Source organism: Verrucosispora sp. WMMA2044, assembly GCF_027497155.1.
Lineage (GTDB): Bacteria > Actinomycetota > Actinomycetes > Mycobacteriales > Micromonosporaceae > Micromonospora > Micromonospora palythoicola.
Genome location: NZ_CP114913.1, coordinates 1,814,190 through 1,828,796, shown reverse-complemented (window position 1 = coordinate 1,828,796; position 14,607 = coordinate 1,814,190). Strand labels below are relative to the sequence as shown.

The 14,607-nt window shown below is 67.9% G+C and carries 12 protein-coding genes; 4 read left to right on the top strand and 8 right to left on the bottom strand.

The window, feature by feature from the left end:
- The first annotated feature begins 8 nt into the window (after window positions 1-8).
- Window positions 9-1,472, top strand: coding sequence for an MFS transporter (locus tag O3597_RS08170; protein ID WP_281603713.1), 1,464 nt, complete (start codon window positions 9-11; stop codon window positions 1,470-1,472).
- Entirely contained in the window at window positions 1,469-2,710 is a 1,242-nt protein-coding gene (locus O3597_RS08165) for a LuxR C-terminal-related transcriptional regulator (protein WP_281603712.1), read from the top strand. Before O3597_RS08170 ends, O3597_RS08165 begins: the two co-directional genes overlap by 4 nt.
- On the opposite strand, the gene O3597_RS08160 is transcribed toward O3597_RS08165, so the two are convergent.
- From O3597_RS08160 to O3597_RS08125, 8 genes are read right to left on the bottom strand one after another with little or no spacing between them, the layout of a single operon-like run.
- A complete protein-coding gene (locus O3597_RS08160) occupies window positions 2,662-3,345 on the bottom strand; it encodes an isochorismatase family protein (RefSeq protein ID WP_281603711.1) in 684 nt (227 codons plus the stop codon). The genes O3597_RS08165 and O3597_RS08160 overlap by 49 nt on opposite strands.
- 47 nt (window positions 3,346-3,392) lie before the next feature.
- Entirely contained in the window at window positions 3,393-4,178 is a 786-nt protein-coding gene (locus O3597_RS08155; protein ID WP_281603710.1) for a 2,3-dihydro-2,3-dihydroxybenzoate dehydrogenase, read from the bottom strand.
- 21 nt (window positions 4,179-4,199) lie between these two features.
- Complete coding sequence (locus O3597_RS08150; RefSeq protein WP_281603709.1) at window positions 4,200-5,405, bottom strand: FAD-dependent monooxygenase; 1,206 nt, start codon at window positions 5,403-5,405, stop codon at window positions 4,200-4,202.
- A 19-nt stretch (window positions 5,406-5,424) separates the two neighbouring features.
- Window positions 5,425-6,738, bottom strand: coding sequence for an AMP-binding protein (locus O3597_RS08145; RefSeq protein ID WP_281603708.1), 1,314 nt, complete (start codon window positions 6,736-6,738; stop codon window positions 5,425-5,427).
- Window positions 6,735-7,496: an amidohydrolase family protein gene (locus O3597_RS08140; RefSeq protein WP_281603707.1), complete on the bottom strand. Its 762-nt coding sequence runs from the start codon at window positions 7,494-7,496 to the stop codon at window positions 6,735-6,737. Before O3597_RS08140 ends, O3597_RS08145 begins: the two co-directional genes overlap by 4 nt.
- 10 nt (window positions 7,497-7,506) lie before the next feature.
- Window positions 7,507-8,610, bottom strand: coding sequence for a 3-dehydroquinate synthase II (locus O3597_RS08135; protein ID WP_281603706.1), 1,104 nt, complete (start codon window positions 8,608-8,610; stop codon window positions 7,507-7,509).
- Between the two features lie 18 nt (window positions 8,611-8,628).
- Window positions 8,629-9,450, bottom strand: coding sequence for a 2-amino-3,7-dideoxy-D-threo-hept-6-ulosonate synthase (locus O3597_RS08130; protein WP_281603705.1), 822 nt, complete (start codon window positions 9,448-9,450; stop codon window positions 8,629-8,631).
- A 13-nt stretch (window positions 9,451-9,463) separates the two neighbouring features.
- A complete protein-coding gene (locus O3597_RS08125) occupies window positions 9,464-10,744 on the bottom strand; it encodes an aspartate kinase (RefSeq protein ID WP_281603704.1) in 1,281 nt (426 codons plus the stop codon).
- 489 nt (window positions 10,745-11,233) lie between these two features.
- Between O3597_RS08125 and O3597_RS08120 the strand changes: the two genes are divergently transcribed.
- On the top strand, window positions 11,234-13,549 hold the full coding sequence (locus O3597_RS08120) for an NAD(P)-binding domain-containing protein (protein WP_348650337.1): 2,316 nt from the start codon (window positions 11,234-11,236) through the stop codon (window positions 13,547-13,549).
- Between the two features lie 321 nt (window positions 13,550-13,870).
- Window positions 13,871-14,530: a methyltransferase domain-containing protein gene (locus O3597_RS08115; protein WP_281603702.1), complete on the top strand. Its 660-nt coding sequence runs from the start codon at window positions 13,871-13,873 to the stop codon at window positions 14,528-14,530.
- Window positions 14,531-14,607: the final 77 nt, after the last annotated feature.

The following is a 14,607-nucleotide window of genomic DNA, read 5'->3' as shown; positions in this document are numbered from 1 at the left end:
GAGGCGCGATGTTCGCAGCACAGCACGTCAGGACGGTCCAGCGCTCCCCGGTCAACCGTTGGTGGGTCGTCGGCGGAATGGGCCTGGCGGTCTTTCTGGCCTCGCTCGACATGAGCATCGTCAACGTGGCGCTGCCGGCGGTCCGCGACGCGCTCGACGCGCCGACCGCCATCACGCAGTGGGTCGTGCTCGGGTACCTGCTCCCGCTGGTCGCGCTGGCGCTGCCGACCGGGCGTTGGCTGGACGACGTCGATCACCGAAGCGTGTTCATCTGGTCGAGCACGGGGTTTGCCATCGCCAGTCTCGCGGCGGGCCTCGCCCCGAAGATCGGCTGGCTCATCGCGGCCCGGATGGTTCAGGGACTGTTCGGTGCCGCGTTGATGGCATTGATTCCGGTGCTGATAACCACCTCTGTCGAGCCGGGCGTACGCGGCCGGGCGATGGGCGTGGTCGACACCCTCGGCATGCTCGGGCTGATCAGCGGGCCGGCGATCGGTGGCGTGATCGTGGCATCCGTGGGATGGCCCTGGATCTTCTACCTGAACGTGCCGGCATGCGTGGGCCTGGTGCTGCTCGCCCTCGTCCACGTCCCGCGCACCGGACGGCTTCGTCCGCCCGGGCGGGCCGCCGTGGTGGAGGCGGGATTCCTCGCCGGCTCCACGATCGCGATCATGCTGGCCCTGACCCTGGCCACCGGGAACCAGCCGCAGTGGCTGTTCCTGGGACTGGTGGCGGTGCCGCTGCTGCTGATCTGGCGTCGGCTGCCCGCCAGCGTCCCGGTGCGCACCCTGCTCACCTTGCCCGACATGCGGGCACCGCTGGCCGCTCTGGCCGCCACGGCGGTGGCCAGTGGACTGATCTTCTTCATCGTCCCGTTTCTTCTCGTCACGATCCTGGCGACGTCGGTCCCGCTCACCGGCATCACGATGCTGGCCTTTCCGTTGGGCGCCGCGGCCCTGGGTCCCCTCGCGGGACTGCTGGCGGACCGGTACGGCCCCCGGCGGACCACCCTGCTCGGCCTGGTCGTACTGACCAGTGGGCTGCTGTTGCTCCTGCCGGCCGGTCCGGCCTGGAGCGCCGGAGACGTCGCGTGGCGGCTGACCGTCGCCGGGGCCGGGATCGGCCTGTTCAACGCTCCGAACATGAGTGCGGCGATGTCGGCCTCGCCGAAGGCTCTCCTGGGTACGGCGGGTGCCGCGACGAGCGTCGCCCGGCAGGGTGGCTTCGCCCTAGGCCCGGCCGTGGCAACCCTGGTGTGGGGTCTGTCCGGGTACGGAGCAGGCGGGATCCGCTACGCCTTTCTGGTGGCCTCGGTCGTCGTGGTGCTCGGCGCGCTCCCGGTCGCTCGCGAGTTCTGGCGAAACCGGCGGGCGCCCGGTCGGCTCACGATGTTCGTCCGGGCCGGCTCCTCGATCCGGCGGCGGAACCGGCCCGCCGAGGTGGACACCACAGTCGATTCGGAGCAGCAATGACGGGGGAACTTCGCGGCCGGGACGCGGAGCTGCGGCAGGTCTACCGGTTCTTGCGGACCGCGGAGGTTGGCACCGCGGCCGTGCTGCACGTCGAGGGCGGGTGGGGCAGCGGCCGTACCCGTCTGCTGCGTGCGGCGGCGGACGCAGCCGCCGCCTCCGGGTTCCACGTCGTCGCCGACTGGTCCGCGGCGACGGAACCGAGCATTCTTCAGACCGTGTCGGCGTCTGCCGGGCCGGTCCTGGTGGCCCTGGACGACCTGCACCAGGCGGATCCGACGACCGTCCGCAATCTTCGCACCGCACTGTGGCGGCTGCGAGACCGGCCGATCGCCTGGGCGCTCAGCCGCCGGCGCCGGGCAGGCGGTGCCGCAGTAGAACAGCTCTTCGGCGAGACCTGTCCGGCGGCCGACCTGATCGATCTTCAGCCGCTACCCACCAAGGTCGTCGCGTTGCTGCTGGCGGATCACACAAACAGTCCCCTGGCGGGCCGACCCGCTCTGCTGCGGGCGATCGGCGGCAACCCGTTGATGGCCGTCGAACTGGCCCTCGGTACGCCCGCAGCGGCGCCGGACCAGAGCCCCGGGGAGCCACCGGCCCGGGTCCAGGCCTGCGTCCGCAGGTGTATGGCGGATCTCGGCGTCCACTGTCGCCAGCTCGTCGAGGTGGGGGCGGTGCTCGGTATCCGTTTCCTGCCGGGCGACGTGGCGAAGTTGCTCCGTCGGCCAGTGGCGGAGCTGCTCGCGCCGGCGCAGGAGGCGATCGCCGCGGACGTCCTGATCTGCGACGGCGACTGGCTGTCCTTCCGGCAGCCGTTGTTCTGGCAGTGCGTGCGCGCCTCGCTGCCCGCCGCCGCACGGGTCGCCGTGGAACATCAAGCCGCCGTCGAGCGTCTCGACCTCGCCGTCGACGTCGTCGACGAGGGCACCGAGCGCAAGGACCTCCCGCCCAGTGTCCCTTCTCCGCCGCTCCGCGTCGGACGCCCCGAACCAACCGCTGGGCCGTCCGGGTGGGAGGATCTCAGTGACATCGAACGGATGGTTGCGAGTCTGGTCAGCCAAGGGCTGACCAACCAGCAGATCGCCAGCCTCGTGTTCCGCTCGCCGCACACGGTGAACTACCACCTTCGCCGCATCTTCCGCAAGCTGGACATCCGTTCACGGGTCGAACTGGCCCGGCTGACCCTGCTGCACTACTCGGCTTCCGAAGCGGACGAGGGCGCGCTCGACGTGGCCGGTTGAGTCTGCAACCACATGGTCGTTTCGGCCGTGGAGAGCGGCACCGCACACCGACGTGCGGCGTAGCGCAGGGCCATGACGTGATCCTCGAGGCTGAAATCGGCCAGCGCGTCGGCCACCAGGAACGGCTGGATGTCGCGGGTGAACGCCTCGCAGACCGTCATCAGGCACCCCACGTGGGCGTAGACGCCGCAGATGATGAGCTGGTCACGCCCGCTCCGTCGCAGCCGCTCCTCCAGATCGCTGCGGTAGAACGCGCTGTAGCGCCACTTGGTCAGCACCGTCTCGCCCGGCTGCGGGGCGATCTCCGCGGCGATGCCACGGTCGGTCTCCGCCACGCTCATCCCGGGGCCCCACAGGTCGTACAGCAGTCCCCGCTCCTCACGGGTCATACCGCCGGGCTGCGCTGTGTACATCACCGGCACTTCCGCCCGGCGGGCCGCGGTGAGCAGTATCCGCGTGTTGGTCATCAGTTCGTTGAACGGGGACCGCCCGCGGGTGAAGGGCCGCAGGAAGTATCGCTGCATGTCGTGTACCAGCACCGCCGCCCGGTCCGGACGGGGACGCCAGGGCAAGGTGGCCGGTGGCACGTCGGCAGCGTCCGGCATACGGTACGGCGGGATCGTCTTCATCGCCATCACGGGGCTCCAGTTCGGCAGGAATGCGTTCTTGCGGGAAAACCACCTCAACTGCGCAGCGCGGCACCGCCATCGACGTACAGGTCCTGCATCGTGATGTGCCCGGCCTGGTCGGACACGAGGAAGGCGACCGCTTCGGCCACATCTTCGGGCTGAGCCAGCTTCCCCAGCGGAATACCGACGCGGTACGCGGCCAGCGAGCCCGCCACCGCGAACTCCGGATCGGCGCCGCTGCCGAGCATCGCGCGCAGCATCGGGGTGTCGGTGGAGCCCGGCGAGACGATGTTGCACCGGATGCCGTAGTCGGCCAACTCCAGCCCCAGGCACCGAGTGAACTGAGCAGAGGCCGCCTTGGACGCGGCATAGGCCGCCATGTCCACGCGGGGCACCCCGGCCGCGTTGGACGCCACCGTCACGATGGCGCCGTGGCGGCGAAGAATCATGCGAGGCGCGACCGCGCGGCACACGTTGAAGACGCCGCCGACATTGACGGACAGCACCTCGCGCCAGTGTCGGTCCGGGAAATCAACCACCCTGCCGGTGCGCAGGACACCGGCGGCATTGACGACGATACCGATCGGACCCTGCTCGTCCTCGACCCGCCGGACGAGCGCCTCCACCGCCGCGCTGTCCTGGACGTCGAGCGAGTGGCCACGGACCGACAGGTTCTCGGCTTCGATCTTGGTCACGGCATCGTCGAGTTGATCGCCGTTGCGGTCGACCGCGCACACATGTGCCCCCGCACGCGCCAGCGTCAACGCCACCGCCGCACCGATACCCTGCGCCGCACCCGTCACCAACGCGACCTTCGATTCAATTCCGGACAGCTCCATTGGGTTCTCCCACTCGTGCGGTCAGCCTGCGCCATCGACGGTGCCGGCCGGTGCGGTGGCGGCGCGGTCGGCGTCGTATCCGAAGAGCCACTGTTGCCGGTCCAGTTCCGAGGAGGTGCGGGAGCCCACGTCCCGCAACTGCTGCGCGGTCCCGTTGGTCAGATGAAGGGTGCCGGCGTTGGCGCGCGACTCCTGTTGAATCCGGTTGGTCCGGGGAAGACGAACCTGCTCGTACCGCCGCAGCGCCGCAGGCAGCCCGTCGCGGCGTACCATCTCGAGGCACCGAGCGAGCACGGCGGCGTCCTCGATCGCCTGGTTCGCGCCCTGAGCCTGGAACGGCAGCATCGGATGGGCCGCGTCACCGATCAGGACGACTCTTCCGCGCACCAGCTGGCGGAGGCTTTCCCGATCATGCAGAGCCCACCTGCTCACCGCGTCCGCCGCGTCGAACAGCCGGGTGACGTCCCCGTGCCAGCCCCGGTACCGGGACGCCAGCTCCCCTGCGGTGCCCCGCAGGGTCCACGACTCCTCCCGCCAGTCAGCCGCCGGGACGGTCGCACCGAAACTCACCTGCCGACCCGAGGACACCGGATAACACACACAGTGCTGGTCCGGGCCGAACCACAGCCGTACCGCCGGCTCCGCGGCCAGGTGTGGCACCCGTTCGGCCGGCACCAGGCCGCGGTAGATGGTCTGCCCGGAGTACCTCGGCCGGTCGAGGGCCAGGTGCTCCCGGATGATCGAATGGATGCCGTCGGCACCCACCACGAGGTCGGCCGTGACGCTCTCGGCGTCACTGAAGTGAAGCTGCGCCTTGTCGGCGGTCTGCGTCACGCCGACACAGCGGGCGTCGAGGCGTACCTGTTCGGGTGGTGACAGCCCGAGCAGGCAGGCATGCAGGTCGGCCCGGTGCAGCGTGTAGTACGGCGCCCCGAACCGGTCCTGACAGGACTCGCCGAGCGGCGTACGTCGCAGCAACTCGCCGTCGTTCCAACGACGCATCACGATCGCCTGCGGCTGCACCGCGACGGCCCTGAGCTGCTCCACCAGCCCCAGCCGGTGCAACAGCCGGGTGGCGTTGGGTGCCAGCTGCACTCCGGCCCCGACCTCGAACAGCCTGGGTGCCTGCTCGTAGACCACGACATCGACGCCGGAACGGCGGAGGGCGGCGGCGAGCGTGAGGCCGGCGATACCAGCCCCCACGATGGCCACGTTCATCTGCGGCATGTCGGCCCCATCCGGACGGTCAGTAGTAGAGAAGCGCCTTGTCCCAGTCTTCGTCGGGGCCGAACAAGCTGCGTGGTTTGACCACGTCGGGCATCGACGTCAGCACGGTGGCTGGCACCAGGCTGCCCGGCGGTAGTCCGACGACCTCGGCGTCGACACCGATCACGGACCGCACAGATGCGGCCAGCTCCGCGCAGGCAGCCTGCTGGTGCTCCTCCGCCACCTCGATCTCGATACGCAGGCGATCCGGTTCCACCCGGGCCCGCCAGAACAGCACACCGTACGAGTCGGGAAGGACGAAGACCAGTTCCTCGAGCTGGTGCTGGGCGATCGTCGTCGACCCGACCCGGTAACCGAAGGCCGCCCGCCCGAACACCCTGACGGTGGGGAGGTCCCAGCCACACGCGCAGTCACGGTAGGACACCGACACGTCGTCCTCCAGGTTGTAACGCAGCAGCGGCATGGCCTCGCGGAACAACGGCGTGACCACGAGTTGCCCGTCACCCTCGCTCTTGACGGTGCCGGTCTTCGGGTCGTACACCTCGAACAACGCTCGGTCTGCCCACAGGTGCAGTCGGCCGTCCGGGCACTCGCCGGCCAGGCTGCCGGTCTCGGTCGATCCGTACTCCTCGATCACCGGCACTCCCCAGATCCTGCTGATGCGGTGCCGACGGACGGCGGTGAGCGGCTCGCCACCGGTGAAGAGCGCGCGGAGCGCGGGAAAATCGACGCCCGGCCGGTGCCCGGCAGCGGCAGCCGCAGCGGCCCAGAGCAGGTACTCCGTGGCCACCGCCCACGTCAACGTCACGCCCAGGTCGTGCAGGACCCGGACCACGCGGGCGTACGGCATCGCCAGCGAACGGTTGTCACCGGGCACGACGGTGGCGCCCCGCAACCGTCCGGCGGCGTGCGCGAGGTGCCCCGTCAGCATGAGGGCGTAAGGCGTACGGACCAGGAAGACGTCGCGCTCGGAAAGGCCGATCCACTTCCGGGCGAACCGTTCTGCCAGGTCGACCCAGTCCTCCGGCGTGTAATAGGACGGCGTCGGCTGGCCCGCGGTACCACTTGACTCGTGGTAGGTCGCCAACCGTTCCTTCGGGACGGCCAACATCCCCCACGGGTAGTTCTCCCGTAGATCCTGCTTGGTGGTCAACGGCAGCGAGGCGAGGTCCGAGATGCTTGTCGGCAGGTTGGCCGGGTCCAGCCGGGACCGGTAGAACGGCGAGTTGGCGGCCCAGGAGACGGTCTGGGGCAGTTGCTTCTCCTGCAGGCGCCGCACGTCCTCGAGGCCCTCCCACTGGCCTAGCTGAGGCAGGCGGGAATCGGGATTCACGGAGTCTCCTCTCCTAGCAGTCGGTGGGCGTTGTCCCAGGCGATCCGCCGCCACAGCTCGGGCGGCAGCCGTAGGGATTCGAACTTGGCCAGTTCCACGGCGGGATGCTGTAGCGGGTATTCCGAGCCGAAGACGACCCGCTCGGCGCCCAAGCGGCGCAGCGCCGCCTCGGCCACGCACGTGTAGCCACCGGACGTCTCGAGGAAGATGTTGGGCACATCCTCGATCAGGGTGAGCGCGTAGAGATCGATGTTGCCGATGCCGCTGTGACCGAGTACGAAACACACGTCGGGAAAGCGGCGTGCCAGAGTGACCAGTTCCGCCACGCCCGCGCCCGGTCTGGCGAGGCAGACCACGTACACGCTGTGGTTGACCGAGGCCGCCACGTCGACCAGGGCGACGACCCGTGGATCGTCCAGGCCGACCCCGTGCACCGCGGGCGATATCTCCAGGCCACGGAAGTCCGCAGCCGCAGCACGGTACGTATCCGGCGTTCGATGCGGGTTCGCGAAGAAGAACGGTACGAGACGCCCGTCGGTGCCCGTGCAGGCGTCCAGTACCGCGTCGTTGTCCGCGTCCGTCTCGACGTGTCCGGCGAGAATGAGCTGGCGCGACAACCTGTCGAGATCGATGACCCCGCCGGCGCAGACCACCGCCCGATCCAGCCCACACCCGTCCAGCGTCTCCAGCATCCGCTCCCGGGCACCGGGGCGCGGAGCAAGGCGTACGTGGAAGTCCAGGATGCGTTGCCTGGTCATCGCGGGCCGCTCACTTCTCGATGCAGAACTCGTCGATCGGGTAACCGACGTGTCGCTGTTCCACCGGCAGGTAGCCGAGCAGCTTCGTACCCGCCGTCAGCTCCGTGACGTTGAGTACGGCACCGCCCGGGCCGAGCACCCGGACGTGCCAGTCGTCCTGGACGATCAGGTTCACCTGAACGCCGGACGCGGACACCGCGTCGATCGCCAGCATCGGCCGCCTCTCGATCTTGACGCGACCGACCGTGATGGCGCGTACCCGCCCCGCCGAATCAACCGCCATCACCTTGCCGCCGGCCTCGAGTTCACTGAGGTACCTGGTGCGGCCCTGCTCCGAGAGGGTGTACGAATGCAGCGCTCCAGCGTTGACGCGGAACGGTCGGGTGGGCATGTAGGGCAGCGGATGGGTCTCGCTGCAGCACAGGATCATGCCGTGGGAGTACGAGCCGACGACGATGCCCTCGTCGGGACGGAACTGTGAGCAGGTGTCCACGCAGACCCGGTCGCCCAGACCAGCACGCCGAAGTCCGACGACCTCCAGCTCGGACAGCGTGAGGTCTTCGGCACCGCCCGCAGCCGCGGCGCTCAGGCTGGTGGCCTCACCGACACGGGTGGGCGCGAGCATCACGCCGTCGGAGCCGTGTTCGAGCACGCCGAAGACGATCTGCGCCTCCTCGACGTCGGCGACCTGGGTGATGATCGAGCCCTTGGCGCCGGCGGCAGCGGCGAGCACGATCTCCAACGGGATCTTCGTGGGATCGCGGAAGGACAGGACGCTCCATCGATCGAAGCGTGCCGACCGGCACGCATCATCGAGACTGGCAGCATCGACGATCTCTACGAACCGGCCGAACTCCAGGTCGGGATGGCGCTGGGCCAGCTCGGCCGGGTTCCCGTGCCGGGCCGGGTCCACGACCACGAGGTCGATGTCGTCGAGCTTCTCCGGCAGTGCGTCGGTGTGTGGGATCAGCACCCGCTTGACGGTCGGGGGAATCGCCGCAAGATCGGCCGGGTCCGCCGCCACGATGGCGTCCACCCGCTGGTGGATGCCCTCCTCGATGATCGCTTCCTTGGCTCCGTCCGCCTTGCGGATGTCTAGCCAGCACAGCTTCACTGATCGTCTCCCTAGCAGTCAGTTGGTCAGGGACAGCCGCTTCTCGAGCGTCTCGGGGCCCGGCGGATACCACGCACCGTGGACGAGTCGCGCGATCGCAGCAGCCATTTGCCGGGGTTGTCCGGCCTGGAACACATTGCGACCAACGGCCACGCCGGCGGCTCCACCACGAAGCGCGTCGGAGACGTAGGCCAACAGGTCGCTCTCCTTCTGCGGCGGCCCACCGGCCACGATCACCGGCACCGGGCAGCTCGCCACCACCTCGGCCATCTGCTCGGGTGAGCCGGCGTAGTCCGTCTTCACGACGTCCGCGCCGAGGTCGGCAGCCAGCGAGGCGGCGTGCGCGACCAGCTCCGGTGCCCGTGAGTCGCCGATCTTCGGACCTCGGGCGTACACCATGGCGAGCAGTGGGAGGTTCCATCGATCACATGCGTCCGAGACGGCGGCCAGGTCCGCGATCTGACGTGCCTCCTGGTCGGACCCGAGATTGACGTGGACGCTGACCGCGTCGGCTCCCATTCGCAGTGCCTCGTCGACCTCGGCGACGAGGTACTTCGCGTTCGGATCGGGAGCGTGTCGCGTGCTCGCGCTCAAGTGCACGATCAGCGACATGTCGGTGAAGTGAGCGTGGTCGACGTGGCGGAGAACGCCCTTGTGCAGGACCACGGCGTCGGTGCCGGTGCCCGCCAGTTCACCCACGAGGGAATTCAGACCGCCACAACCGAGTGGCCCGTCGGTGACGGAGTGGTCGAGTGGGACTACGAGCAGACGTCCGTCGCCCTGCCGGAAAAGGCGCCGCACACGGAGGCCACGGGCGAACGAGACGTGGGGTGGGGCCATTGTTTCCTGCCTTTCAGGCCGGGGTCGGGTGGCCGGCGGTCGACAAAGCGCCGTTGGCGCTGGATGAGTCCCCCTCGGATCGGTCAAGGCGAAACTCGCGGTGCAGCACGTCCACGGTGTCGACCGTGCGCTCCTGAGGCACGATGACCGACAGCCGGGACTGGGAAGTGGAAATCCAACTGGTCGGGATCCCGGCAGTGGCCAGGGCGGCCATGAGCCGGGCGGAATACTCCGGGCGGCTGAGCAACCCCACGCCGATCACCGACACCTTGCCGACGTTCTCGTCGAAATGCACGCCGCCGTTGTGCGAGACCGCGATTTCGTGTAGGACGGCTCGGACCCGGTCGGATTCGCTGCGACGAATGGTGAAACCCATCCGGAACTCTTTTTCGTACGGCCCGGATCTGGCTACCAGGTCGACCACTGTCCCCTGCGCCGCCAGTGCGGCGAACACGGCGGGGGCGAGGTCGCCATGACCGTCCCGACAGTGCACGAGCACCCGCGCGACGTCCTCGTCGTGTGTCACCGCCACAACCGCCTGCCGGGTCTCCAGCGGCTGACTCTCCTGAAGCTCGCTGATAATCGTTCCGGGACCTTCCGACAGTGCGTTACGGATGCACACCTCAACTCCCTCCATAGCCGCCAGCTCGACACATCGGGTGTGCAGAATCCGTGCGCCCGCGAACGCCATTTCCGCCATAACGGTGGGATGGATCCAGGGCAGACGCCGAGCAGCCGGAATGACACGAGGATCGGCGGAGAACACTCCGTCGACATCTGTGTATATCTCGCAGTTCGCCAGTAGGCGCGCCGCCATGGCCACTGCGGTCGTGTCGGATCCACCACGTCCGAGCGTGGTTACGTCTCCGTGCGGGCTGACCCCCTGGAACCCGGTGACGACCGCGATCTTGCCTGAGCTCAACACCGACCGCACTGATGACGTCGCGATCCTGGCGATAAGCGCGTCGCCGTGCCGGTCGGTCGTGAGCAGGCCAGCCTGATGCGCCGTCAGCGAGGTCGCCGGCGTGCCGAGCCTGTTGAGGGCGAGAGCCATCAGCGCTGCCGACTCGGACTCCCCGACGGCCAGTAACTGGTCCAGTTCCCGAGACGGACCGACCGGACCGACATCCGCCGCGAGCCGCAGCAGATCGTCTGTCCGGCCACCACGGGCTGAGACGACCACGACCACCGACCGCCCTCGTCGCCACTCCCGGCTTATCCGCAAGGCAGCGCGATGAACGCGGTCGAGTGTCTCCAGAGAGGTCCCGCCATATTTCTGAACAAGAACGTCCACGCACCATCACCGCCTCAAAATTGTGAGCGATTGGACCTAACATTAATCGGCCGATGCTGCTCTGGGCACTACCCACCCAAGTGGTGTCCGGCCATGCAGGTGTTCGCGCCACGTCGGCTCGGATCACACACCCGGCCATGACATGACCACGACACACGGACACCCACGAACGAGTACCGGAACCTCCGACGCATTAGGCACGGACGATGGCGCGTTCACGCCAGATCGCGTTCGCCGGCGCCGGTTGAGCGTTGCTTGCTCAAGTAGTTGTTTCTGGTGACGCATCGCCGCAGAATCTAAAGGTCCACCGGGTTCGCCCGACCACCTGACAGCTCGAAGGTCCGGCAAAGATAAAGTGCCATTCGACTACGAGTTCGATGGCTGGAAAAGATCCTTCAGCAAGGTTGCCGTGAAGCAGGCGACACGCATTCAAGGAATGACCGGAGTGCGGGTTGCCGTAGCGACCGCTGTCGCCTGGGAGGCATTGCCATGTCCAGCAGACAACTTTCGGTCAAAGGACGGTCTCGAACGGCCGTAGCCCTCGCGGCGCGGGCGCCGTCACGATGGTTGGGTGAACTCCTGCCCGGCGAACCGGAGCCTGGACGGCTGCTGAGGTTCGCCCTGGTCAACGCCTGCACCGTGACCGCACTGCTCCTCGGCGCGAGCGCCATCCTGTTGGCCACGAACGGCGAGTTGCGCTGGGCCAGCCTCTGCCTTCTCGGCTGCTTCACCCTCGACGGTATCGACGGAGCTCTCGCACGAAGGTTCGCCGTCACGAGTCCGTTCGGGGCACAGATGGATTCGCTGGCGGATCTGTGCGGGTTCGGGCTGGCCACACCGCTACTGGCCTACCACTGGCTCAGCGGTGCCGCTCCGCTCTACGTGGTGGCGGCCGCGTGCGCAGGGCTGGCCGTCTGCGCGATGATCCGGCTCGCCCGGTTCAACGTGCTGCCCAAGGACGGGCGCTACTTCACCGGGCTTCCGGCGGCGATGCCCGCCGTCATCCTCGCCGTCACCATCCAGTTGGGCATCGAACCGACCGCCGGCCATGTCGGGCTGACCGGGGCGCTGGCTGTCCTGATGGTCACCACCCTGCCGTACTCCAAGTTCGGGCCGCTCGTCGCACTACCCCGGTGGGTTTGGCCGCTCCCGCTGGCCGCGCTGATGGCCGGGCCGAGGATCGGCTTCGGACTCGCGGCCGCCACATACCTGTCGTCGGGACCGGCCCTGGGCCTGGTGCGACGTGTACGCCGACCCGCACCCGCCGTCGTCACCGAATCCCTGCCGGGCCCACCCGACGCGGCGCAGACAGCACCGTCCGGGTTGGTCGGGTCCGCCTCGACACGCCACATCCGGATCGCGATCGTCGGGGCCGGTTTCGCGGGACTGGGCATGGCGATGCGGCTCACCCAGATGGGTATCGACGATTTCCTCGTGCTCGAGCGGGCCGACGATGTCGGTGGGACCTGGCGTGACAACGTCTACCCCGGCGCGGCCAGCGACGTACCGTCCAACCTGTACTCCTACTCGTTCGCACCTGATCCCGACTGGACTAGTACCTTCCCCTCACAGCCCGAGATTCAGCGATACCTCCGCCGGTGTGCGAACGATTTCGGCCTCGAGGCAAAGCTCCGGTTCCGTCACGAACTCATGTCCGCCGAATGGCAGGACGAAGCCAACCGGTGGTGCATCGACACCTCACAGGGAAAGATCACCGCCGACGTCCTCATCGTGGCCACGGGTCCACTCAGCAGGCCTGCCACGCCGCGTATCCCCGGCCTGGACGAGTTCGCCGGCACGACCTTCCACACGGCGACCTGGGATCCCACCTTCGACCTGAGCGGGAAACGCGTGGCGGTGATCGGCACCGGCGCCTCCGCAGTACAGTTCATCCCGGAGATCCAACCCGCGGTCTCCCAGTTGTACGTCTTCCAACGCACTCCTCCGTGGGTGATCCCCCGCTGGAATCGGAAGAAGACGGGCCTGGAGAAGAAGCTCTACCGGAAGTTCCCCCAGACGCAACGAATCGCAAGGACGGCTGTCTATCTGTGGCGCGAGTCCTTCATCCTCGGCCTCCGGTTCGACCAGCACATGCTCAGGCCCGCGGAGTGGTTGGGGCGGCGCCACCTGCACCGGCAGGTGAGCGACCCGGAGCTGCGCGCGGCGCTCACGCCCGATCATCGGTTCGGTTGCAAACGGGTCGTGCTCTCCAGCACGTTCTATCCCGCCGTCACACGGGCCAACACCGAACTTGTGCGAAGCGCGATCCAGCAGCTGCGCCGCAACTCGATCGTCACGGTGGACGGCACTGAACGGGTCGTCGACACGATCATCTTCGGCACCGGCTTCGAGCCCGCCAACATGCCCATAGCCCGTCGTCTACGCGGCAGGGACGGCCGCCTGCTCGCCGATGCGTGGCGCCAAGGTGCCCAGGCTTACCTGGGCACCGCCATCACGGGCTACCCGAACCTCTTCATGCTCCTCGGACCCAACACCGTTTCCGGACAGAACTCGTCGCTGCTGACGATGGAGGCCCAGGTCGACTATGCGATCAACGCCGTGCGCTTCATGGAGCAGGTCGGCGTCGCGGTGGTGGAGGTACGGCCGGAAGCCCAGGCGTCATTCGTGTCGGAGGTGCAGAGCAAGATGACCGGTACGGTGTGGGCGTCTGGTTGCCGGAGCTGGTATCTCGATGACAACGGCCGCAACACGACACTCTGGCCAAGCATGACCCGTTCCTTCCGCCAACGGACACGTCGCTTCGACCACGAGAACTACGTCCTGCAGTCGTATCCGTCACCATAGTGAGCGGGCTGCACCGCCGCTCACGATTCCCATTGGCGAGTCCGTCGAGCGAGTTATTTCGGTCGACGATCAGCCATCGGAACACGAGCCCCGTTGATTCGTCAAGTCGATCACCGGTGCCCCCGTTCGGGTAGTGGTCATTAGCGGAAGCAGGTAGTAGATCGGTCCATTTCGTGGTCGATATCTTTATCGTGCACGAGCCGGTTTCGATCCAACGGTTCATCCGGCTCACGCAAATTCGGCTCTTGAGCGCCCGGAATCGAACTATGTCGACACCGCGACCTCCACACGGTCTGCCCCACACGAACAGGACGGCTCGACGTGGCTACTGACTACGGTCTCTTCGTTCGCGAGTTCCTGAGAAATCCGGCCCGTACCGCGTCGATCATCCCCAGTGCGGCCGCAGTCGGCAGACGCATGGCCGCCGCCGTACCCGAGGTGGACGATCCCGTCGTCGTCGAGTTGGGGCCGGGGACCGGCTCTTTCACCGCCGAGATCCAACGGCGGCTCGCAGCACGTGGCCGGCACCTGGCCGTGGAACTCAACGACCGGTTCGCCACCCAGTTGCAAGGCCGGTTTCCCTCGGTGGACGTGGCTGTCGGCGATGCGGCGCAGCTCCGCCGTCTCCTCGACGAACGTCAGGTGCGCTTCGCCGACGCCGTCATCAGCGGCCTGCCCTACGCGCTGTTCTCCGCGAGTGAGCTGGATCGGATGATGAGCGCCGTCCGGGAGAGCCTGGCACCGAACGGAACGTTCGCGGCATTCGCCTACGTTCACGCGGTCTGGACGCCGCCGGCCCGCCGCTTCTACCGCCTGCTACGGGGCAGCTTCCGACAGGTGGACGTCAGCAAGGCGGTCTGGCACAACATGCCGCCCGCCTTCGTCTACACAGCCCGTCACGCTCTCGCCCACCTTCCCCAGCAGCGAGGCGACGATCGGTCAGAGCGTGCGATGGAAACGTTGACCCACCCGTGGCGGTAGCCTGCGTCACCTGGATCTGGCCGCCACAACAGCCGAGCGAGCCAGTGACGTCGTCAGCGCGAAACGTCCACCCTTGC

Bases quoted from the DNA above. Each gene is read 5' to 3' on its own strand.
- O3597_RS08155 (WP_281603710.1), bottom strand. From the start codon at position 4,178: ATGGAGCTGTCCGGAATTGAATCGAAGGTCGCGTTGGTGACGGGTGCG.
- O3597_RS08150 (WP_281603709.1), bottom strand. From the start codon at position 5,405: ATGCCGCAGATGAACGTGGCCATCGTGGGGGCTGGTATCGCCGGCCTC.
- O3597_RS08165 (WP_281603712.1), top strand. From the start codon at position 1,469: ATGACGGGGGAACTTCGCGGCCGGGACGCGGAGCTGCGGCAGGTCTAC.
- O3597_RS08120 (WP_348650337.1), top strand. From the start codon at position 11,234: ATGTCCAGCAGACAACTTTCGGTCAAAGGACGGTCTCGAACGGCCGTA.
- O3597_RS08130 (WP_281603705.1), bottom strand. From the start codon at position 9,450: ATGGCCCCACCCCACGTCTCGTTCGCCCGTGGCCTCCGTGTGCGGCGC.
- O3597_RS08170 (WP_281603713.1), top strand. From the start codon at position 9: ATGTTCGCAGCACAGCACGTCAGGACGGTCCAGCGCTCCCCGGTCAAC.
- O3597_RS08140 (WP_281603707.1), bottom strand. From the start codon at position 7,496: ATGACCAGGCAACGCATCCTGGACTTCCACGTACGCCTTGCTCCGCGC.
- O3597_RS08160 (WP_281603711.1), bottom strand. From the start codon at position 3,345: ATGGCGATGAAGACGATCCCGCCGTACCGTATGCCGGACGCTGCCGAC.